Origin of the sequence: Vibrio sp. CAU 1672, assembly GCF_029223195.1 — a bacterium.
Lineage (GTDB): Bacteria > Pseudomonadota > Gammaproteobacteria > Enterobacterales > Vibrionaceae > Vibrio.
Map to the genome: position 1 here is coordinate 98,366 of NZ_JARHUF010000013.1, position 21,778 is coordinate 120,143.

Genomic DNA, 21,778 nt, shown 5'->3' on the forward strand with positions numbered 1-21,778 from the left:
TTATTGTTAGTTATTGAAAAAAAGCGACGACTTGGATCGTAACCGTGATAAAGTTCCCAAAAACACGTACGGTGTTTTTTATTGCCCGATTGAGCTCATTTTAACCGAGCCCAATAAACCGGTTAACCATTGTAACGGCTAAACATCAAAGAACATAAGCCAAAATGATTAACCATGTTTGTTTGCACTTTTCTCAACCAATTTTGGGAGTGTCATGAACAGATTGAAACAGACCGTTTGGCCATTGGCGCTGAGTGTCATTTCACTGCCGGCATTGGCAGCGCAAGAACAGGAGTGGGGGATTGCCGCCATGGTTCGTTCTGCGTCGATACCTTTTTATACGGCAAACGATGATGCGTCCGTGAGTACATTTGTACCCATGATGTTTTTTAACAATGAACACCTGTATATCGATGGGGTGGAGGGGGGCTTCCATCTTTATGATAATCCGCAATCGAACTGGCAGGCGAATGCCATTATGCGCTTACGTTTTGTTGATGTGCCAAAATCGGTGCAGAACACCTTAGAAGGGGATCGGGTTGATATCGGGGCGCAGCTTCGTTATCGGTTTGATGATCACTGGCGTGCTGAAGTGGAAGCGATGAGTGATGATGAGTTTCAGCTCCATGCCAACTATCGTCTGGCGGCCAGCTATCACCTGGGTGACTGGGATCTGGAGCCGTCGTTAACGTTTCGTTATAAAAGTGCGGATTTTAACAGTGAATACTATGCGTTCTCCGATTATACCCGGCAGAACATAGGGGCGGGTATCGATGCAAACCTTGGCATCAAAGCGCGTTATCATGTGATCTCTAATTTATACCTGCTGGGTGAAACCAGTGTTACCCGTCTTGATAATGCTGCTTATCGTAGTGATATTGTGGAAGAGCGCTATCAGGGTGAGGTGATGGTCGGTTTTGGCTTTTTTAACGAAAAGGGCAAGTCGCGAAAACCCGTATTACGCAATGATGCCTACCTGAGAGTCGCTCATGGCTGGGCAACACCGTCTAACATTGGTGAGATCTTTAACTTTGCACGTGAAAAAGACGAGTATAATAACCAGCTGAGCTCAGTGTTTTATGGCCACCCGCTGACCGATGAACTGTTTGGTTTTCCGTTGGACATCTACTTAACTCCGGGGCTGGTACACCACTGGCCATCAGAGGTTCAGTCTGCCAGTACCGAGTTTGTCGCGGCCATCAAAGCCTATTACACCTTCAACTGGCCGACGCAATGGCGTTTCGGCGTGGCGGAAGGGCTGTCTTATGTAGACAGCATTACCTACATTGAAGGTTCTGAAATGGAGCGCAAAGGCTATACGCCGAGTAAGTTACTCAACTATCTGGATTTCTCGTTTGATGTCAATGTGGGTGAATTGTTTAACCAAAGCCACTGGAAAAATATGTGGGTGGGTTATTCACTCCATCATCGCTCAGCCATCTTTGAGAGTGCGTCTCAGTTTGGCCGGATCAAAGGGGGGAGTAACTATAACACGGTTTACTTCCAGTATGAGTTTTAGCGGTTGCCCGAGACACAAAGCCCTCAATAGCGAGGGCTTTGTGTCTTTATACTGGGTCACTTCGCTGCTGAAGCGTTAAGCCTGCAGCGCAGCCAGTTTATCACCGGCATCAGCCAGGCCCTTGGCAGCCGGCTCTTCACCCATATTGAGTGCTTCTGCGTAGACAAACTCCACATCAGTGATGCCGACAAAACCTAGCACAGTGCGCAGGTAAGGGGTGATATTGTCGGTTGGTGCGTCCTTATGAATACCACCGCGGGTGGTGACGATAATCGCCTTTTTACCTTGGATTAACCCTTGGACGCCATTTTCGGTGTATTTGAACGTCACACCGGCGCGGGCAATCAGGTCAATCCAGTTTTTCAGCTGTGTCGGGATGGTGAAGTTATACATTGGTGCTGCGATGATCAGGGTATCGGCGGCTTTGACTTCTTCGATCAGGGTATCTGACAGGTTCACCACCTGTTGTTGCTCCTGAGATAGATCTTCAGTCGCGCGCAGTGCCGTTGCTACTGAAAAGTCCAGCACTGGTAGCGGGTTTGCCGCCAGGTCACGTACGGTTAACTTGTCCTGGTCAACGTGCTGGATGAACTCTTCAATGAGTTTGTTGGATTGAGAGTAATCGCCAAGAATGCTGGATTTTAATGCAAGTACACGAGACATAATGTTGTTCCTATTGGTTGTATCAGCCTATAGCGGCCATTCTATGACGGTCAGTGCTTCAAGATAAGCCGAGCGTTTCGCTCTAGTCGTTCGAAAAAATTGAATAAGAGTTTGACGATGGTTTCGGTTGCCCCGTTTACCTCGGTGTGTGGTACAATCCGCGCAGTTTTATGTAATGAAAAGAATAGGAAACGCTTTGACTTCGTCACAGCCTGAAAAAAACACCCGCGTCAAAACGCCGGCTACACCCACTCGTGGTGAGCAAAAAGCGCAAGCCAACAATGCGGCTTCACTGCGCAAAGCGCTCAGCTCGTGCATGTTGCGTGATCGGTTTCGTTTAAGCAAACGTATCTCGGGTGCAAACAAGATTAAAAAAGACGCGGCTCGCAATGCGGTTTTTGATGAAATCGCGTTGGACATTGCGCAGTCAATGATGGTAGCGGAACAGCGTGGTAGCGCCCGACCTCACATTGAATATCCGGATCTGCTGCCGGTCAGCCAGAAGCGTGATGATATCGCCAAAGCGATTGAAGAGAACCAGGTGGTGATCGTCGCCGGTGAAACCGGTTCAGGTAAAACCACTCAGCTACCTAAGATTTGTGTGGAGCTTGGCCGGGGTAAGTTTGGCCTGATTGGCCACACCCAGCCACGCCGTCTGGCTGCCCGCTCGGTTGCAAACCGTATCGCGGAAGAGATGCAGACCAAACTGGGTGAGTTTGTTGGTTACAAAGTTCGTTTTAACGATCAGATCTCAGAAAATACCCAAATCAAGTTGATGACCGACGGTATCTTGCTGGCTGAAATCCAGCATGACCGCTTCCTCAACCAATATGACACCATCATTATCGATGAAGCGCATGAGCGCAGCCTCAACATCGACTTTATCCTTGGTTATCTGAAAGAGCTGCTGCCACGCCGCCCGGATCTGAAAGTCATCATCACGTCGGCCACCATTGACCCGGAGCGTTTCTCGCAGCACTTTGGCAATGCGCCGATCATCGAAGTGTCGGGCCGTACCTACCCGGTTGAAACACGTTACCGCCCGCTAAGTGGTGATGACGACAGCGATCGCGATCAACTGGAAGGTATTTTTGATGCGGTCGATGAACTGTGCGATGAAGGCTTGGGTGATATCCTGATCTTCATGAACGGTGAGCGCGAAATTCGAGATACCGCTGACGCGTTGTCAAAACGCAACCTGAAAAGCACTGAAATCGTACCTTTGTATGCACGTTTGTCGGCGGGTGAGCAAAACAAAATTTTCCAACCCCATGCCGGGCGGCGTATTGTACTGGCGACGAACGTGGCGGAAACCTCACTGACGGTACCGGGCATCAAATATGTGATCGATCCGGGTACCGCGCGTATCAGCCGTTACAGTTACCGCACTAAAGTGCAGCGCCTGCCGATTGAGCCGGTATCACAGGCGAGCGCCAACCAGCGTAAAGGTCGTTGTGGTCGTGTTGAAGAAGGGATCTGTATTCGTCTCTACTCTGAGGAGGATTTCAGCGCCCGTCCGGAATTTACCGATCCGGAAATTCTGCGTACCAACCTGGCGTCGGTTATCCTGCAAATGACGGCACTGGGTTTGGGTGATATTCAGGCATTTCCGTTTGTCGAAGCCCCGGATAAGCGCAATATTCAAGATGGTATCCGTCTGCTGGAAGAGCTGGGCGCGATAAATGCGGAGGCGAAAGACCCGAAAAAACGCCTGACACCGATTGGCCGCAAGTTAGCCCGTCTGCCAATTGACCCGCGTCTGGCGCGAATGGTGCTGGAAGCGCCTAAGCTGGGCTGCCTGAAAGAAATGATGATCATTGCGTCTGCACTGTCGATTCAGGATCCGCGTGAGCGTCCATCAGATAAGCAGCAGTCGTCGGATGATAAGCATCGCCGTTTCTTCCATGAAGACTCGGACTTTCTGACTTTTGTGAATCTGTGGGAATATCTGCAGAAACAGCAAAAAGCGCTGACCGGCAATCAGTTCCGTAAACAGTGTAAGCAGGATTATCTTAACTATCTGCGTGTCCGCGAGTGGCAGGATGTCTATTTCCAGATCCATCAGTCGATGCGGGAAATGGAGTTCAAACTCAATGATGAGCCGGGGGCATACCAAAGCGTGCACAGTGCGATTTTAGTTGGCCTGTTGTCACATATCGGCATGAAGGATCAGGAAAAGAATGAGTACCAGGGGGCTCGTAATGCGCGCTTCCATATCTTCCCTGCATCTGGTTTGTTTAAAAAGCAACCTAAGTGGATCATGTCGGCAGAACTGGTTGAGACTTCCAGGCTTTGGGGCCGGGTTATTGCCAAGATCCAACCTGAATGGATTGAGCCGCTGGCGAAGCACCTGATCAAGCGCAGTTACAGTGAGCCGCACTGGTCGAAAAAGCGTGCCGCAGTCATGGCGTACGAGAAAGTGATGTTGTACGGTGTGCCGATCGTACCTAAGCGCCTGGTTAACTATGGCAGTATTGATGCAGCGGTCAGCCGCGAAATTTTCATTCGCAGTGCTCTGGTTGAAGGAGAGTGGGATACTAAGCACGCGTTTTTCAAGCAGAACCGCAGATTGCTACAGGAAGTCGAAGAGCTCGAGCATAAGTCCCGTCGACGCGATATTCTGGTCGATGATGATGAGCTGTTTGATTTTTATGATCAGCGTGTCGGTACCGCAGTCGTATCTGGTAAGCACTTTGATAGCTGGTGGAAGAAAGCATCGAAAGACAATCCTGAACTGCTGAACTTTGAAAAAGAGATGCTGTTCAGGGGCGATGCCAGCCACGTGACCGATTTGGATTACCCGAACTTCTGGCATCAAAGTGGTTTGAAACTCAAGTTGAGCTATCAGTTTGAGCCAGGCGATGACAGTGACGGTGTCACAGTGCATTTGCCGCTGCCGATCTTAAACCAGGTTGAGCCTGCCGGCTTTGACTGGCAGATTCCGGGATTGCGCCATGAGTTGGTGGTCAGCTTGATCAAGTCTTTGCCCAAAACACTGCGCAAGAATTTTGTTCCGGCGCCGAACTATGCCGACGCGTTTCTGGCGCGGGCGACGCCAATGGAAATGCCACTGCTTGACGCGCTGGAGAAAGAACTACGCCGGATGACCGGGGTTGAGGTGCTGCGGGAAGACTGGAACCTGAGCCAGGTTCCGGAACACCTGAAGGTTACCTTCCGCGCGGTTGACCACAGAAACCGTAAGCTGAAGGAAAACAAAGATCTCTATGAGTTAAAAGAGAGCTTAAAAGACAAAGTTCAGGAAACGCTGTCGAAAGTGGCCGATGACGATATTGAGCAACAGGGATTGCACACTTGGAGCTTTGGCCAGTTACCGAAAGTGTATAAGCAAAAGCGGGGTGGCTACGAGGTCAAAGCCTATCCGGCGATTGTCGATAGCAAAGACAGCGTGGAAATTAAGCTGTACGAAACCGAGCAAGATCAGGCCGCTGCGATGCGCGGTGGTCAACGACGCCTGATTTTGCTTAACGTGCCTTCGCCGATCAAGTACCTGCATGCCAACCTGCCGAATAAATCCAAGCTGGGCTTGTACTTTAACCCGTATGGTAAAGTCTTGGATCTGATTGATGACTGTATTGCCTGTGGTGTCGACAAGCTGATTGAAGAGCAGGGTGGTCTGGTTTGGGAGCCGGAACAGTTTGAAGCGCTGAAAGAACACGTCAGAGCCGAACTGGGTGATACGGTAGTCGACATCGCCAAGCAGGTCGAAACCATTCTGACCACGGCATTTAATATTAACAAAAAGCTTAAAGGCAAGATTGACTTTAGCATGGCGTTTGCCCTGTCTGACATCAAAGCGCAGGTTGAAGGATTGATTTTCAAAGGTTTTGCCACTGAGTGTGGCTGGAAGCGCCTGCCGGATATTCTGCGCTATATGAAAGCGATAGAACGCAGGATGGAGAAGTTGCCGATTGACCCGAATAAAGATCGCCTGCACATGCTCAAAATAGAATCGATAGCTAACGACTACAAAGAGTTGTTGAATAAGATTCCAAAGGGCATGGCGGTTCCAGATAACGTAAAGGAAGTTCGCTGGATGATCGAAGAGTTGCGGGTAAGCTATTTTGCTCAGCAATTAGGTACACCTTATCCGGTTTCTGACAAACGAGTTAAAAACGCGATTGATGCATGTTAAGCTGGCATTAAATTGACGGTACGTTTTTTGCTAGAAAACTAGGCAAGAGATACATTTGGTTTTGAAGGAGGCAATGGTTAGCCTCCTTCAGTTTGCAGTACTGATGCCTGGTTTCTGGGTGTGGTAAAAAATATAAGAGTAAAAGTTGATGATGAAGAAAACTCTATTGGCAGTGGCGCTTCTAAGCGCGTCTTCTGCAGCGATGGCAGATTCATGGATTTACGGCGGTGCGACCGTTGGTCAGTCAGATTACAAGGGTGAAACGGATACGTCTTACTCAGTGCATGTCGGTACTGGTATTCTGCCTATTATTGGTCTTGAAGCGGGTATCACTCAGCACGGTACATTTGAAGTCGATGGTAATGACACTAAATTGACGTCTTACTATGCTGCGCTGAAACCAAGTATCGATTTCGGCCCACTGCATATCTATGCAAAAGGTGGCCTTCACCAGTGGAAAGAAGACGTGACCGGTGCGTCTAACGACGACGGCTTTGACGTGATGTACGGTGTTGGTGCCGAGTACTTTATGATGGGACCTGTTTCTCTTGGCGCAAGCTACATGAATTACACTGCCGATAAAGACGACATTGGTACATTCTCTCTAAACGCAACGTTCCACTTTTTATAAGCAACACCAGTTGTTGGCCCTTCGTTCGGGCGTTGTATAGCATGTAAAACATCGGCAATATGCCGATGTTTTTTTTTGGTTTGTACTAATTGGCGACAAGGCACCGTTTGTGGTGCCTTTTATTATTTGTTCCTTGGTTTGTGCCGTTATGAGAGTTCATCCGTTTAAACCGGACTTTTGTCCTCAAGCTTAACAAGCTCCTTTCATTATGATGACGCCATCAGAACCAAAGAGGACTAATTTATGACTGCTCATATTGCAGGAACCTCAGCAGATTTTGCTGAAACCGTCATCATGCCGGGTGATCCACTTCGGGCGAAGTACATCGCTGAAACCTACCTTGAGGATGCGCAGTTGGTTACCGACATCCGTAATATGCTGGGCTACACCGGTTACTATAAAGGCCAGAGGATCACCGTAATGGGCCATGGTATGGGTATCCCATCTATGGTGCTCTATGGTCATGAATTAATTAATGATTTTGGCGTGAAGCGCATTATTCGTATCGGTAGTGTTGGCGCAACGCAAAAAGATGTTCATATGCGCGATGTCATCCTGGCCCAGGCGGCGGGTACGGACTCACCAACTAACGCCAAGCGCAGCAGCGGTTATCATATGGCTACTTCGGCAACATTTGAGCTGTTGCATCATGCTTATCTGTCCGCGAAACAGAAAGGGATTGAGGTAAAAGTGGGTAATGTATTTACCGGCGACCTTTATTACGATCCGGATGAAGATTTGATCCCGGCACTGGAACGTTTTGGTGTACTGGGTGTTGATATGGAAGTGGCTGGCTTGTATGGCCTTGCGCATCAGTTCGGTATTGAGGCACTGGCGATCCTGACCGTTTCGGATCATTGCATCACCGGTGAGGAGACTACCGCTGAGGAGCGTCAGCGCTCTTTCAATAACATGATCGAAATCGCGCTGGAAACCGCCGTAACCGCGTAGCGCAGACCCGGGGCCGGTTAGTTCGGCTCCTAACTTTTATAGAACATCAACCCTATGAGTCTTTTGGAGTGAACAATGAATAATAAAATGACACTCACCGCTATCAGTTTTCTGGCCAACTTTATTATGGCCGGTTTCGCGACCCAGTTTGGTATGCTGGTCGAACCGATTGCGCATGCTTTCGCTGCTAACGTAAATGAAGTGGCGTCGATATTTTCTTTGCTTAACGGCGGCGCCCTGGCGGGTACCATCGCTGCATTTTTCCTGATTGAGAAAGTCGGGATTAAGCGCATGACCGTGCTGTGCTATGCTGCTATCGCTTTATCGGCATTTAGTTTATACCTTGCACCATCCCTGCTGGTTGTCATGCTGAGTATGACGGTTATCGGCTTCTGTGGCGGTGTGGGTCTTTGTATTGCCGGTACCATCGTTGTTTCGGTATGGAAAGACAAAATCCAAAGCACCATGCTGGTGGTACAGGATGCGACGTTTAATATCGCCGGGGTGGTCTTCCCGATGATCACGACCTACGCATTAACCAATGCTATGAACTGGAGTATCAGCTACCTCAGCGTCGGCGTAGTGGCGCTGGCGACGATGTTTATCGCCCTGTTGACCAACTTCAACCAGTGTGGCAGCGAAACTGGCTCTGAACAGGAAGCGAAATCAGAGTGGAACTTTGGCATCATCAGCGGGGGTGTGGGTCTGTTCCTGGGTATGTTAGCGCTCTACACCTTCCTGACCTGGGCCCCAATGTTTGTCAAAGAGAAGTTTGATATTCCATTCGAGCAGGCCGGCAACATCATTACCCAATATTGGTCTGCGGCATTGGTTGGGGCACTGGTGTCAACCGTGATTGTATCGCGGATGAAGATCCAGTACTTCCTGTTGACCATCATTTCTGTGGCGATGGTTATCACCAGTGTGATCGTATCCACAGAGAATTTAGAGTGGCTGGCCTACCTGACCTACGGTTACGGATTCGCGTGTGCGGCGCTGTATAATGCCTTTATCGCTTACGGTGTCTCTTTTGTCCGCAGTGCCACCAGTAAGAATGTGTCTTACATTTTGATCAGCGGCAGTGCGGGTGCGATGTTCAGTCCGGCGATCAGTTCGGTGATGGAGAGCATTGTTGGTCTGCAGACGGTGATGTATGCAATCCCGGTAATTTACGCGGTGATTGTGGCAATGTTGGTTGTTTCGATGAAATACAAAGTAGGGCAAGCCCAGGTACAAGCGGCTTAACCTTAAACGCAAAAGGTCTGCTCAGATGCAGACCTTTTGCCATTTACTTTCATTCCAAAAAGGCTTTCAATCCATCCAGATCGAGAATCCGCAGACCCTGTTTTTCTTTAGCGATCAGTCCTTTACTTTTCAGTTCTTTAACCGCCCGGCGATAGACGCGATCAGTGGTGGCAAAGCGTTCCGCTTCTAGATAGTTCTTTTGGAAGCCATCAACGGGTAAATCATTCAGGTACTGGTGATAAATGTCATACGCCACGTTGTAAGTGATCGGATAGAGCATCCGCCTTGAGAGGATTTCCAGCGTGTCCTGATAATCAATCGCAATCGCACTGGCAAAGTAGAGGGATAGCCGCGGTTGCTCCAGCAAGCATTGTTGTAGTCTCTGTGCATCGATGATGGCCACCTCGACCGGCTCCAGCGGGATGATGTCCATCTGGCAACGATAGCCGGTAAAAAACTCCATTTCACCGAAAACCTGTTGCTCACACTCGAGCGTCCCCAATAAGAACGTGCGGCCGTTTCGTGCCGTCATGCCCATGGAAATGCGGCCTGAATCGACAAGATAGAGGTTTTCAACATACTCCCCTTGGGTCAGAAGCTTTTCGTTTTCATCAAAAATCCGCCGGGTGCAGATGCATTGCCGAATCGTATGTTCAATAAGTTGTTTGTCCTGACTCCAGGATGTTTCAAAGCGCCCTTTACCTAAGGTTTGCAGCTGCATCTACTGTTCCTTAATCACAATTCCGGCTTGTTCAAATCTTGTCTGTAACGGTTTCTCATCCTGGTGATACCAGTGAGCAGGCATATTGACCGACAAGCGCTGCTTTTCCTGTTTGCTAATCACAGCGTAGTGCAAAAACTGAGTCAGGATTTTTTGGGTTTCAATCAGACTTAAAGGCTCAGATTTACTGTGAGATTTGAGTAATCCGATGACGGTGTCTTCTGGTACCAGTGGCTCAATCAGCGTTTGGCTACGAGTCTGAATAGTGCTTGATGCGCATAGCTTGCGGCGTGCGGTTTCCCAACAGGGCTTATTCGCTTTTGTTACCCATCCATGTAGGAAGCAATAGTAACTGAATAAGAAGCGCCCGATATTGGACCAGCGCTGTGCCTGGATTTCCAGCCAAATATGCTGAAGCTCGATATCTGCGTTGTTCATAAAAAGGTGATTAAAATAGGGTTGCTGGCATTTTAGCGTGCTTTCAAACAAAACCAAAGCAGGATCAGTTCGCGCTAAGGGCAGTATATTTTGCGCAAGGAAATAGGTTACATTGGCCGTTTATTTATACTGTTTGTCGAACAGGAAATTGCAATTACATTTGTTGCATATGTTTGCAATCTGTTTAGTATCGATTTTGGGTCGAATGATATGAATAATTTCCTTTATAATAAGAGAGTTATGTGACATTCATTCAGATAGTTAAATGCAGTGTTTAATGATAGCATTGATTGTAGTCGTTTGATTATGAATAGATACCGACTACTGTTATATTAAATGTGCAGTTCATAGGCTATCGGTGACCGCGCCTTAATTTGAATAGTCACGGTTTAATATTCGCTTATTGTCCGAAGGTTTTTATGTTTGGAGTTAGTAAACAAGCTGTCGTTTCAGGCTTGCATCAAGCCAGTGAGTTGAAAGCAAAGTTGTTCTCCCTGGAGTTGGAGGTTTTGCAGCTCAAGGCGGAGTCGGAGTATATGCGGGTGCAGGATGAACTAATCAAGATCAAAGAAACTGGCCTCAAATTAATCGAACGAGGTGCTCTGCAGCAGCTTGAACGTGAAAAATATGATTGGAATTCCTCTTGCGTGCCGCAGCTGGAACAGCGTATCCACCGGGTGGAAGAACTTATTAATGACTGTCACTTATATGTAGAAAATGTCAAAAATAAGTTTACGTTTCGCTCTGCATATAGTTATGACCAGCTAAGAAATAGTGAGCTTGAGGAGCAGTTGGAAACCTTGTGTTTCAGTCAGGTTCCGAGCAATTATATGCAAGAGTACTTTTATAATTCTAAACAGTACGAAGACTATCAGCAAAATATGCTTGATGTTGAATATCTATGTGCATTAAAAGATGAAATAACCTCGCTCTACAATAAAGCCGCATAGTTCTGTTGTTTACCTGATACTCATTATTTGCCCGCAAGATAAGCGACGGTACCATTCCTGCTCCTGTTATCATGATCTTGACTTAACGGTGATTATGGCGGTGCCGTGTACTTAATCGGTGAGAGTAATGCCCCTCCCGCTGGTTGAGCGGGGAGGGGAAGTCTGGCTAAGCCGGGGGTTATTTGGTCAGGAACAGCTTAACAAATTCAGTGATCTTCACCATATCATCAATGGCGATGAACTCTTCAGTGGTGTGCACTTTTGCCATACCGGTGGAAAGGTTGACGGTTGTCAGGCCTTTCTTATTGAAGTTGTTCGCATCGCTGCCACCACCAGTGCCTTTAGTGAATGCCTCGATGCCCATGTCAGCGAATGCCGCTTTGATTTCAGCAACGTGTGCGTTGCCTTCTTCAATTACGAATGCATCGTAGGCACGGCTTGATTCAATTTCTACTTCTGCACCGTGCTTTTCGGCCACCGCTTCGAAAGTCGAGATCATGTGGTTTACTTGTGCATCGAGTTTTTCACCGTTTAACGAACGCGCTTCAGCAACGATGGTTAGCTCAGGCATAACGATGTTGGTTGCCTGGCCACCGCTCACCATGCCGATGTTAGCGGTGGTTTCTTCATCAATACGCAGCAGTTTCATTTGGTTGATCGCATCCGCTGCAACCATAATGGCGCTGATGCCTTCTTCCGGCGCAAGACCAGCATGTGCCGGGCGGCCTTTGATGGTTGCAACGATTTTCTGCTGACCCGGCGCTGCCGTCACGATGGTGCCAATAGGGCCGCCGGTATCCAGCACAATGGCTTGTTTAGAAGCTACGTGTGCCATATCAAAGTATTCTGAGCCGAACAGGCCGCCTTCTTCGTGCACCGTGAAAGCCAGTTCCAGGGTTTTGTGTTCCAGGTTTTCAGCCTGGATGCAACGTACTGCTTCCATGATAGCCGCGATACCGGATTTGTCGTCGCCACCCAGAATAGTGTTGCCTTTAGAGCGGATGATACCGTCTTCGATGATTGGCTCGATGCCAATACCCGGCGTAACAGTATCCATGTGGCAGCTCATCAGGATAGAGCCTTCCTTTTTACCTTCCAGACGTGCATATACGTTGAAACCGTTAGAGATATGCTCGGGTACTGGTAGTTTATGTACGGTAAAGCCCATGCTGCCAAGCTGCTCTGCCAGTGTTTCAGCGATTTGCTTTTCATTCATTGATTCGCTGTCGATACGGACTAGTTGGCAGAAGTGTTCAACCAGACGTTGTTGATTGATTTGTGTCATGTGGTTATCTCTCTTTGTTGTCGAGCGCATTGGAATGCAATATGCGCCCGGTCGGGAACAGAGCACTTTTTATGTCACAGGGACGTTGTGGAAAAGGTGAGATAAATCAATAAACTCAGCGGCCTGACAGTATTCTGACCGTTGAACTTACGGATATGATGAAAGGGTCACGAATGGCCAATTTAATACTGATATTAAACATAATGACCGATAACCTGGCTTAATGGATCAGCCGATCATTTAGTCAATTTAATGCAGGCAAGCTCAGGCGTGTCGTTTCTAACGACAAAGCCGGCAATGCGGCGCTGTTGCCCGATGAATACCTATTAAAGTAACACAATGTTTACATTTATCATCGGATTGTAAACCTGCTCTCTGTCCGCTAACGTACTGATAACAAGGGCGATGTCAGCCGAGTTTACCCATGGATGGCGCAAAGAAAATTCGTGTAACAAATGCTTTACATTTTGTGTGCCCGATGCCGGTTTGACAGATTGTTGCCATGATATTCCTTTTTCAATCCATCTGAGCCAAGTTAGACAACACAGCCGTGAAATGAACACAAGGACAAGGAGAAAGTCATGGTGGACACCCATAACCCGCTCGGTACAGATGGATTTGAGTTTGTCGAATACACTGCCGCCAACCTCGACGGTATTGCACAACTTAAAGCACTGTTTGTCTCGCTTGGCTTTGCCGAGGTTGCCAAACACCGCTCAAAAGAAGCCTGGTTATATCGCCAGGGGGATGTGAACTTCATTGTCAATGCGCAGCCATACAGCCAGGCTGAAGCCTTTGCCAAAGTGCATGGGCCTTCCGTCTGCGGGATGGCTTTCCGGGTCAAAGATGCCTCGGTTGCTCTGGCTTACGCGCTGGAAAACGGCGCCGGGCAGTATCAGACTGAAATCGGCCCGATGGAACTGAGTATTCCGGCGATCTATGGCATTGGTGACAGCTTACTCTACTTTGTCGATCGTTACGGTAAACAAAGTATCTATGATGTTGATTTTAATTTCTATCCAGATGCACAAACGCGCCTGGATGAGGCCAGTGTCGGCCTGTATGAGATCGATCACCTGACGCACAACGTCAAACAGGGCAATATGGATGTCTGGGCCGGCTTCTATGAGCGAATTGGTAACTTCCGTGAGATCCGCTACTTCGATATTGAAGGCAAACTGACCGGTTTGGTAAGCCGGGCGATGACCGCACCTTGTGGCAAGATCCGCATTCCAATCAATGAGTCGTCCGACGACAAATCACAAATTGAAGAGTTCATCCGTGAGTACAATGGTGAGGGTATTCAGCATATCGCGCTCACGACCGATGATATTTATACCACGGTGCAAACACTGCGTGACCGCGGCATGGAATTCATGCCGACGCCGGACACGTATTATGAAAAAGTGGATTCGCGGGTAGAAGGTCATAGCGAAGATTTGGAGAAGCTACGCGAGTTACGGATCCTGATCGACGGGGCACCAATGAAAGACGGTATCTTGTTGCAGATCTTCACCCAGACAGTGATTGGTCCGGTGTTCTTTGAAATCATCCAGCGCAAAGGCAATGAAGGCTTTGGTGAAGGCAATTTCAAAGCGTTGTTTGAATCGATTGAGGAAGACCAGATCCGCCGGGGAGTACTAAGCGATGCATAAATGGATCACATTCCCTCACCGGGAGGGCGTGTGCTCGAAGCAGGCGCATGCGGATTTCCCTAAAGAGGCAATTTACGAACGAGAAGCCGGGCGCAGTGGCTTTTTTGGCCCGGCGGCACACTTTCATCATCAGCACGCCCCTACAGCCTGGTCTGAGTGGGAAGGGGAGTTGCGTCCCCGCGCGTTCAATTTCAATTTAGTGGAAAAAGCCAGTCAGATCTCACCGTGGGCGGTGCCCAACCTGCTGCACAATTCAGATTGCAAAATCCGCGTGTGGCGTCTCGAGGAGAAGATGGATTTTCTGGTACGCAATGCCGATGGTGATGAGTTGCTGTTTATTCACCAGGGCAGAGCCGACTTATATTGTGACTATGGTCATTTGACGGTCAGTGAAGGCGATTATGTGCTGATCCCGCGTACCACCAACTGGCGGCTGGAAGTATTTGAGCCGATGTTTATCCTGATGGTCGAAAACACCGATGCCACCTACACGCTGCCCGAGAAGGGCATAGTCGGTAATCATGCTGTGTTTGATCCGGCGGTGCTCGAAACCCCCTCTATCAATGATCAGTTCAAAGCCCAGTATTCAGAGCAGCAGACTCAGGTGCAGGTGAAACGCCATGAGCGCATCAGCGTGATCACTTATCCATTTAATCCGTTGGATGCCATCGGCTGGCATGGAGATTTGGCGGTGGTTAAAATCAACTGGCGTGACATTCGTCCGTTGATGTCCCATCGTTACCACCTGCCGCCCTCTGCACACACCACGTTTGTCGGCTCGGGATTTGTGGTCTGTACTTTTGTTCCGCGTCCGATTGAAAGTGATCCTGACGCACTGAAAGTTCCGTTCTACCATAATAATGATGACTATGATGAAGTCCTGTTCTACCACGCCGGTGACTTCTTCAGCCGTGACAACATCGAAGCGGGCATGGTGACCTTCCATCCGGCCGGTTTTACTCACGGTCCTCACCCGAAAGCATTTAAAGCCGGGCAGGAATACAAGAAGAAATTCACCGATGAAGTGGCCGTGATGATCGACACCCGTCATGCGCTGCAGTTCGCCGATGAGTTGGACGGGGTGGAAAACAAAGAGTATGTCTACAGCTGGCAAGAAAAATAAGGAACAACCATGAAGTTAGCAACCAAGAAAAACGGAACCCGCGACGGCTTGCTGATGGTCGTGAGCCGAGATCTTAAACACTGCCTGCCGGTCACTGAGCTTTTTCACAGTTTAGGGCTAATGCCGACCATGCAGGCGGCACTGGACAACTGGGACAGCGTGTCGCCTCACCTGAATGAACTCTATACCGCGCTGAATAATGGCCAGATTTCACATGTCGAGGAGTTTGAGGCGCATTACTGTGCATCACCATTGCCCCGGGCTTATCAGTGGGCAGACGGCAGTGCTTATGTCAATCATGTCGAACTGGTGCGTAAAGCCCGCGGGGCAGAAATGCCGGAGTCGTTCTGGACTGATCCGCTGATGTACCAAGGGGGATCCGACACGTTTATCGGCCCGTGCGATAACATCGAGTTTGCCAGTGACGACTGGGGGATTGATTTTGAGGGGGAAGTGGCGGTGGTGACCGGGGATGTCCCGATGGGTGCCAGCTTTGCTGAGGCCCAGGAGTCGATTCGCCTGATCATGCTGGTTAACGACGTATCGCTGCGTGGTTTGATCCCGGCAGAACTGGCCAAAGGCTTTGGTTTTTTCCAGTCTAAGCCTTCTTCAGCATTTTCTCCGGTGGCAGTGACACCAGATGAGCTGGGTGACGCGTGGTATGAGAATAAAGTGCACCTGCCTTTGATTTCCACCTATAACGGCAAGCCGTTTGGCTGTCCGAATGCCGGGGTAGATATGACGTTCGACTTCGCGGACTTGATTGTCCATGCGGCTAAGACACGTCCATTGTCTGCCGGGGCGCTCATTGGCTCCGGTACGGTATCCAACAAACAGGGAACCGAATACGGCACCGCTATCGATGAAGGCGGGGTGGGGTATTCCTGCATTGCGGAAGTGCGCATGATTGAGACCATCCGTGACGGTCAGCCGTCGACCGGGTTTATGAAATTTGGTGATTCGATTCGTCTGGAAATGTTTGATGCCGAGGGCAACAATATTTTCGGCACTATCGATCAGCAAGTCAGTCTGTATCACAAACATTAAGCAAGGGAGAGGCGCATGAGTATTTCCCTCTACGGCTATTGGCGCTCCTCCGCGGCCTACCGGGTGCGCATTTGCCTCAACCTTAAGGGGCTTGCTTATCAGTCACTGCCGGTCCACCTGATCAAAAACGGGGGGGAGCAGCACACTGCTCGCTTCCATCAGATGAATCCTTGCGAGTTGGTGCCGGTTCTGGTCGATGGTGATATGACGCTCAGCCAGTCGCTGGCGATCATTCAGTATCTCGACGATACCTATGCCGATCATCCCGTGCTCCCGAGGCAGGGCGCTTTGCGTTATCAGGCGCTGGCGCTGGCGCAAGATATTGCCTGCGAGATCCATCCGTTAAATAACCTGAGAGTATTGCAGTATCTGGAAGGTACACTGCACTGTGATCAGGAGAGTAAACTGGACTGGATCCACCATTGGCTGAAAGCCGGCTTTGATGCACTGGAAGAAAAGCTCTCCGTTCACCGGAGCCAGATGGGAGATTGCTGTTACGCTGTCACAGATGCACCTGGTGTCGTTGACATCTGTCTGGTTCCACAGGCTTACAATGCGGTGCGGTTTGGCTTCGATATGGCTGATTTTCCCATCATTCAATCTATTGTGGATGCCTGCAATGAACTGGGAGCCTTCAGGGCAGCGATGCCAGAGTTGCAGGCTGATGCCATGGTGTAATCTCTGCTTGTATTGGCTTGTCTATACAACCTTTAACCTCCCCATTGATGATGTGCGGCATATCAGCGAGAACCGGCATACGAATGATATTCGTGAGAGGCCGCACAATCTTCTTTTCACATTACTTATTGATTTACTGTTGGTAATCGATAATTAATGTGCGCGCTTGCTCTCGCCGCCATTTCAAATTAGTCTTTATCCACTGGTGTTTCAGGCAAGCAAAATCCATGACCGAAATTTTTATCATTGTTGTTCTGCTGGTGGCTTTCTTCGTTGTCATCCAAAAGTATGTCATCAAGCATGATGATACGCGCGATTATCCCTACCGCTGTAAAGGTGCGCTGCTAAGAGGGCAGGAGGGTGCGTTTTACAATGCCCTTCGTGCTGCCGTCGGAGATCATGCGGTGGTGTTTGCCAAAGTGAATATGTCTAACTTGGTGGCGCCCAGGGAGGTCAAAAACAAGAAGCAACTGTTTGTGGCGAGTAACCGTATTGCACGCAGTTATTTTGATTACGTGATTTGCGATCCCCGTACGCTGGAACCGCGGGTAGTGATTGAGCTGGATAATGGTAAGGAGTTACACAAAGGTAAGATTGAACGCGAAAAACTGTTGATCCACGTGTGTAAGACTGCACAGTTGCCTCTTATTGGTGCTTCAGTGAAACACAGTTACCAGGTAGGGCGTTTGCGCCGGCTTTTGGCTGCGCATATTGATTTGATCGAGCCGGAGAAAGAGGTGCGATTCTGTAAGAAGTGCGGTAGCCCGATGATCATTAAAACCGCAAATCAAGGTGAATTTAAAGGACGCCGCTTCTTTACCTGCAGCCGCCAGCCTAACTGCACCTACACAGAAAACTACAACGTCGTATTTGAAAACGACGATGAGTAAAGAGTAAGAATCCGGATTCAACCTGCCAGTGTGCAACCCACGTTCTGAGCAAGACTAGCCGCGGTGCTTGATCGTTACTGGCTCTCATCATCTCAACGTGACCGCTTGCTGCAAGCAACTTGTCAGTTAATTGAGCTAAATTAACTAATGTTTTATTATCTATTTAGTTGATTAACGCTCTAGGCTATCCGCGGGTCGGCAAGTTGGTTACAGGACAACCCGGCTCTGTTTGCTAACCCCGGAGTAGGGCATTAGACACCCCCTCAAACCCGAGGAATGACATGTCAGCAAAGATTGCTAAACCACAGACAGCGCAAAGCGCATCACCGCGCCAGTGGATCCGGTTAGTTATGGTGTATCTTTTAATCCCGCTGATGTTACTGGTATGCAGTGGCGATCTCGGTTGGTGGCAGGCGTGGCTGTTTACTATCTTGATCTTGGCTGCCGGTATTGGTGGCCGCATATGGGCGGAGCGCCGACATCCCGGATTGACCGCCGAAAGACAAAACATTGCAAATATCAGAAACGGCAAAGCCTGGGACAGAGTGCTTGCCCCACTGATGGCGGTAAGCGTCGGATTTCCTATGGTTATTGTGGCGGGGCTGGATCACCGCTATAACTGGAGCGGTGAATTTGCCTTATGGCTCAGCGCCATTGGTTTCATTTTGATTTTGCTCGGATACGCGTTTGCTGCCTGGGCACTGGCAGAGAACCGTTTCTTTTCCAGCATAGTACGTATCCAGACGGAGCGGGGGCATGAGGTGTGTGACAGTGGCCCATACCGGTTGGTACGGCATCCGGGTTATGCCGGAAATATCCTGGCACTGTTCGGTATTGTTCTGGCTTTAAGCTCGATATGGACACTGATCCCTGCGGTGGCTGCAGTAATTATCGCGGTGATTAGAACCGGACTGGAAGACCAGACTTTACAGGAAGAGTTGCCGGGTTATCGAGATTATGCGCAACGAGTGCGCTACCGGTTGATTCCCAAAATATACTGACAAAGCTCAATGCCAATGCCAATGCCAATGCCAATGCCTTAAAGCAGGAGGAAGGCAGCAGGATTCGGCGTGTTAAAAATCAATAGCGTACTGCTGTGGATTGCCCGAATCTTCATTCCTACATGGACTTTTCCGGAGTAAACCACCCGGAAGTACGCTTACATATACTAACCAGCATCAGCATCACAGGAACTTCAATCAGAACTCCAACTACTGTTGCCAGGGCGGCTCCTGATGAAAGTCCGAAAATCATGACCGAGGTTGCAATCGCAACCTCAAAGTGATTGGATGCGCCGATCATGGCAGCCGGTGCGGCGTCTTCATAACTCAAATTAAGCAGTTTGGCAGCTAAGTAACCAAGACAAAATATAAATACGGTTTGTATAAACAGGGGAATCGAGATCCAAAGAATCGTCAGTGGGTTGTTAAGAATGGTTTCACCTTTAAAACTAAACAGTAGCACGAGGGTTAGGAGCAATGAACCAATCGTGATCGGTGTAAGGACGTGCAAAAACTTTTCTTTAAACCATTCTTCACCTTTATGGTGAATAATCCATTTACGCGAAAAATAACCGACAAACAATGGCAGGGCTACGTAAATGGCCACGGACAGCAATAACGCCTGCCAGGGTACCGGAAGTTTGCCGATGCCGAGTAAAAAACCGCCCAAAAATCCATATAGAATCAGCATGGTAAGAGAGTTGATTGCGACCATTACCAATGTCAGGCCATCGTTACCCTTTGCCAGGTATCCCCAAACCAAAACCATAGCGGTGCAGGGTGCAATGCCGAGTAAAATACATCCGGCAAAATAGCTTCGCCAGAGGGGGATCTGAAGCATTTTGATTCCGTTTTGTAATACAACCGTGCCGTCGCCATACACTGCGCCAACAGGTAAGTTAAGGCCAAAAGGCATTTTCACCAGATCCATCGCTTCATCACCGATCAGGCCTTTTAACAGAAACCCCAAAAACAACATGCTAATAGCGTACATAGTAAAGGGTTTTATACACCAGTTGATAAATAGCGTCAGGAATACCGGTTTACCTTTTTTTCCGGCTTTAACAACACTGGCAAAATCTATTTTCACCATGATCGGGTACATCATGAAAAACAGGCACAGAGCTATGGGAATAGAAATCACCGGAGCTCCGTTAACATCAATGGTCATACCATCAAGTGTTTTTGCTAAATCAGGGGCAACCTCGCCAAGGGCGATACCAACAAAAATGCATAGCCCGACCCACACCGTTAAATAGCGCTCAAACAAGCTAGTCATTTTCCGATCGTCATTCGGCTTTTCTGTGTTTTCCATCAGCTATCCTTATAAACTTTTACGTTGGTGTTTATGTCTATGAGTATAGATGAGTAACATCAAAGCTGGACCTTAGAGAAGGTATCAATGTCGTGACTGCCATAACCCGGGCTTTAACTGGCGAAGGTTAAAGTCTTTTTGTTTAGCGCACCCGTGTTTTTGTTCGGTAACTTCTATACTTAAGCTAAACAAAGTGCTGCAGGAGAGCAAAATGCGAGTCGTATGGTTTTTATCAGCTTTGTTGGTCAGCGGTACACTGCATGCTATTCCGAACTATCAACCGCTGGAGTGCACGCTTATCGATACGCCACGTGATCACTTTTTGTTTTATCGCGAACAGATGGTGTATCAGAGTGAGCAATTTTTGATTTTCCAAAACTTTAAAGGCCGGGTGAGTACGCAAGTGGATGTCAAAACCGGAGAGTTGATCCGTACCACGTATATTGGTGAGCCATTTACGCCTAAGTATCAGATTTTGTTTGGTCACTGCGATAATGTGGATGAAACGTTGCAGATGTGGACGCTTAACGAGTTCCCTTACGATAACTAATTACTCTAAGGTACTGAAAAGCAGGCTTTCAGCTGGACGAGACAGCAGCAGATTGACGGTTATTTCTACTGAAAACCGGCGCTAAGTTTATATTTTCGCCAAACGATTCAAAGTTAATGAATTTCTGCTTGCACACCCGGCGGGATATGGCTAATATTCCTCTCGTTCCAAAGAGATGGGTCCGTAGCTCAGTTGGTTAGAGTACTACCTTGACATGGTAGGGGTCGGCGATTCGAGTTCGCCCGGACCCACCATCCTTCTCTGAATGCTTATTCAGAATGGAACAAAAATTTGGGTCCGTAGCTCAGTTGGTTAGAGTATCGCCTTGACATGGCGGGGGTCGGCGATTCGAGTTCGCCCGGACCCACCAAATTTCAAACAAAGCCAAGCGTTTAGCTTGGCTTTGTTGTATCTGGCGTTTGGAAATTCCCACCCACTTCCCACAATCACAATTCTCTGTATATAGATTTTCAAGTGAGAACACGAGACTGAATAAATAACCGCACTCTATTCATTCAGTAGCTGCTGATTACTATGCTGGTGGGCACAAATGGGCACCGTTGTGCCCACTTGTGCCCAAAATATTCCATTCAACCTGCAATTTTCTAAGTTGCTTCTTGTGCCCAAAATTATGATGGGAGTCATGTTTGTCAAGAATGACAATAAAGTTTTCCTTATCGCCTCATGCTAGCCCCCTGTGTCAGGATAGATGTCACTGTTAAAAATTAACCAATTAGAGGGGCGGTAACAGAGGAATAGATGTCTCGTTATTCGCAAGAAAGAAAAGAAGCGATCCTGAAAAAGTGATCTGCTCCAGCCAGACTGGACACTTCATTAAGTGACATTTTGTTGTTCAAAGTTAACTGGGCTTAGATACCCAAGAGCACTGTGCCTTCTCGTCCGATTATAATCAACCTCTATGTATTCGAAGATCGCTTGGCGCATCTCGTCTCGCGTCATGAT

The 21,778-nt window shown here is 48.5% G+C and carries 19 protein-coding genes and 2 tRNA genes; 15 read left to right on the top strand and 6 right to left on the bottom strand.

The window, feature by feature from the left end; translation table 11 throughout:
- Positions 1-214 precede the first annotated feature (214 nt).
- Positions 215-1,519, top strand: coding sequence for a MipA/OmpV family protein (locus P2G85_RS13285; RefSeq protein WP_275864566.1), 1,305 nt, complete (start codon positions 215-217; stop codon positions 1,517-1,519).
- A 75-nt stretch (positions 1,520-1,594) separates the two neighbouring features.
- On the opposite strand, the gene P2G85_RS13290 is transcribed toward P2G85_RS13285, so the two are convergent.
- Complete coding sequence (locus tag P2G85_RS13290) at positions 1,595-2,182, bottom strand: FMN-dependent NADH-azoreductase (protein ID WP_275864567.1); 588 nt, start codon at positions 2,180-2,182, stop codon at positions 1,595-1,597.
- A gap of 175 nt (positions 2,183-2,357) precedes the next feature.
- Here P2G85_RS13290 and hrpA point away from each other — a divergent pair, with 175 nt between their 5' ends.
- The 4 genes from hrpA (at position 2,358) to tsgA (ending at position 9,162) form a co-directional block, all read left to right on the top strand.
- Entirely contained in the window at positions 2,358-6,335 is a 3,978-nt protein-coding gene (gene hrpA / locus P2G85_RS13295; RefSeq protein WP_275864568.1) for an ATP-dependent RNA helicase HrpA, read from the top strand.
- 151 nt (positions 6,336-6,486) lie between these two features.
- Positions 6,487-6,966: a porin family protein gene (locus P2G85_RS13300; RefSeq protein ID WP_275864585.1), complete on the top strand. Its 480-nt coding sequence runs from the start codon at positions 6,487-6,489 to the stop codon at positions 6,964-6,966.
- A gap of 243 nt (positions 6,967-7,209) precedes the next feature.
- Positions 7,210-7,917, top strand: a complete 708-nt coding sequence (gene deoD / locus P2G85_RS13305) for a purine-nucleoside phosphorylase (protein WP_275864569.1) — start codon at positions 7,210-7,212, stop codon at positions 7,915-7,917.
- A gap of 75 nt (positions 7,918-7,992) precedes the next feature.
- Positions 7,993-9,162: an MFS transporter TsgA gene (gene tsgA / locus P2G85_RS13310; protein WP_275864570.1), complete on the top strand. Its 1,170-nt coding sequence runs from the start codon at positions 7,993-7,995 to the stop codon at positions 9,160-9,162.
- Positions 9,163-9,211: 49 nt separating this feature from the next.
- On the opposite strand, the gene P2G85_RS13315 is transcribed toward tsgA, so the two are convergent.
- Together P2G85_RS13315 and P2G85_RS13320 are read right to left on the bottom strand one after the other, a co-directional pair.
- Complete coding sequence (locus tag P2G85_RS13315) at positions 9,212-9,883, bottom strand: Crp/Fnr family transcriptional regulator (protein WP_275864571.1); 672 nt, start codon at positions 9,881-9,883, stop codon at positions 9,212-9,214.
- Positions 9,884-10,321, bottom strand: coding sequence for a hypothetical protein (locus P2G85_RS13320; protein ID WP_275864572.1), 438 nt, complete (start codon positions 10,319-10,321; stop codon positions 9,884-9,886).
- 419 nt (positions 10,322-10,740) lie between these two features.
- Here P2G85_RS13320 and P2G85_RS13325 point away from each other — a divergent pair, with 419 nt between their 5' ends.
- Positions 10,741-11,271 carry a DNA repair protein gene (locus tag P2G85_RS13325; protein ID WP_275864573.1) on the top strand — a complete coding sequence of 177 codons (531 nt, stop codon included), beginning with the start codon at positions 10,741-10,743 and terminating at the stop codon, positions 11,269-11,271.
- A gap of 178 nt (positions 11,272-11,449) precedes the next feature.
- On the opposite strand, the gene P2G85_RS13330 is transcribed toward P2G85_RS13325, so the two are convergent.
- Positions 11,450-12,556 carry a M20/M25/M40 family metallo-hydrolase gene (locus P2G85_RS13330; RefSeq protein WP_275864574.1) on the bottom strand — a complete coding sequence of 369 codons (1,107 nt, stop codon included), beginning with the start codon at positions 12,554-12,556 and terminating at the stop codon, positions 11,450-11,452.
- Positions 12,557-13,137: 581 nt separating this feature from the next.
- Between P2G85_RS13330 and hppD the strand changes: the two genes are divergently transcribed.
- The 6 genes from hppD (at position 13,138) to P2G85_RS13360 (ending at position 18,950) form a co-directional block, all read left to right on the top strand.
- Positions 13,138-14,211: a 4-hydroxyphenylpyruvate dioxygenase gene (gene hppD, locus P2G85_RS13335; RefSeq protein WP_275864575.1), complete on the top strand. Its 1,074-nt coding sequence runs from the start codon at positions 13,138-13,140 to the stop codon at positions 14,209-14,211.
- Entirely contained in the window at positions 14,204-15,334 is a 1,131-nt protein-coding gene (locus tag P2G85_RS13340; protein WP_275864576.1) for a homogentisate 1,2-dioxygenase, read from the top strand. Before hppD ends, P2G85_RS13340 begins: the two co-directional genes overlap by 8 nt.
- Positions 15,335-15,343: 9 nt before the next feature.
- Positions 15,344-16,381 carry a fumarylacetoacetate hydrolase family protein gene (locus P2G85_RS13345; protein WP_275864577.1) on the top strand — a complete coding sequence of 346 codons (1,038 nt, stop codon included), beginning with the start codon at positions 15,344-15,346 and terminating at the stop codon, positions 16,379-16,381.
- A gap of 15 nt (positions 16,382-16,396) precedes the next feature.
- Positions 16,397-17,059 (top strand): maleylacetoacetate isomerase, encoded by a 663-nt coding sequence (gene maiA / locus P2G85_RS13350; protein ID WP_275864578.1) that lies wholly within the window; start codon positions 16,397-16,399, stop codon positions 17,057-17,059.
- A gap of 227 nt (positions 17,060-17,286) precedes the next feature.
- On the top strand, positions 17,287-17,949 hold the full coding sequence (locus P2G85_RS13355) for a DUF2726 domain-containing protein (RefSeq protein WP_275864579.1): 663 nt from the start codon (positions 17,287-17,289) through the stop codon (positions 17,947-17,949).
- A gap of 281 nt (positions 17,950-18,230) precedes the next feature.
- Entirely contained in the window at positions 18,231-18,950 is a 720-nt protein-coding gene (locus P2G85_RS13360; protein WP_275864580.1) for an isoprenylcysteine carboxylmethyltransferase family protein, read from the top strand.
- 118 nt (positions 18,951-19,068) lie between these two features.
- On the opposite strand, the gene arsB is transcribed toward P2G85_RS13360, so the two are convergent.
- Positions 19,069-20,265, bottom strand: a complete 1,197-nt coding sequence (arsB, locus tag P2G85_RS13365; RefSeq protein WP_275864581.1) for an ACR3 family arsenite efflux transporter — start codon at positions 20,263-20,265, stop codon at positions 19,069-19,071.
- Positions 20,266-20,476: 211 nt separating this feature from the next.
- On the opposite strand from arsB, the gene P2G85_RS13370 reads away from it, so the two are divergent.
- From P2G85_RS13370 to P2G85_RS13380, 3 genes are all read left to right on the top strand, one after another.
- On the top strand, positions 20,477-20,815 hold the full coding sequence (locus tag P2G85_RS13370; protein ID WP_275864582.1) for a hypothetical protein: 339 nt from the start codon (positions 20,477-20,479) through the stop codon (positions 20,813-20,815).
- A gap of 177 nt (positions 20,816-20,992) precedes the next feature.
- Positions 20,993-21,069, top strand: a tRNA-Val gene (locus tag P2G85_RS13375).
- Between the two features lie 39 nt (positions 21,070-21,108).
- Positions 21,109-21,185: transfer RNA gene (locus P2G85_RS13380), tRNA-Val, on the top strand.
- Between the two features lie 464 nt (positions 21,186-21,649).
- On the opposite strand, the gene P2G85_RS13385 is transcribed toward P2G85_RS13380, so the two are convergent.
- Positions 21,650-21,778 (bottom strand): IS3 family transposase (locus P2G85_RS13385; protein ID WP_275864586.1); only part of this gene is annotated, 129 nt, incomplete at its 5' end.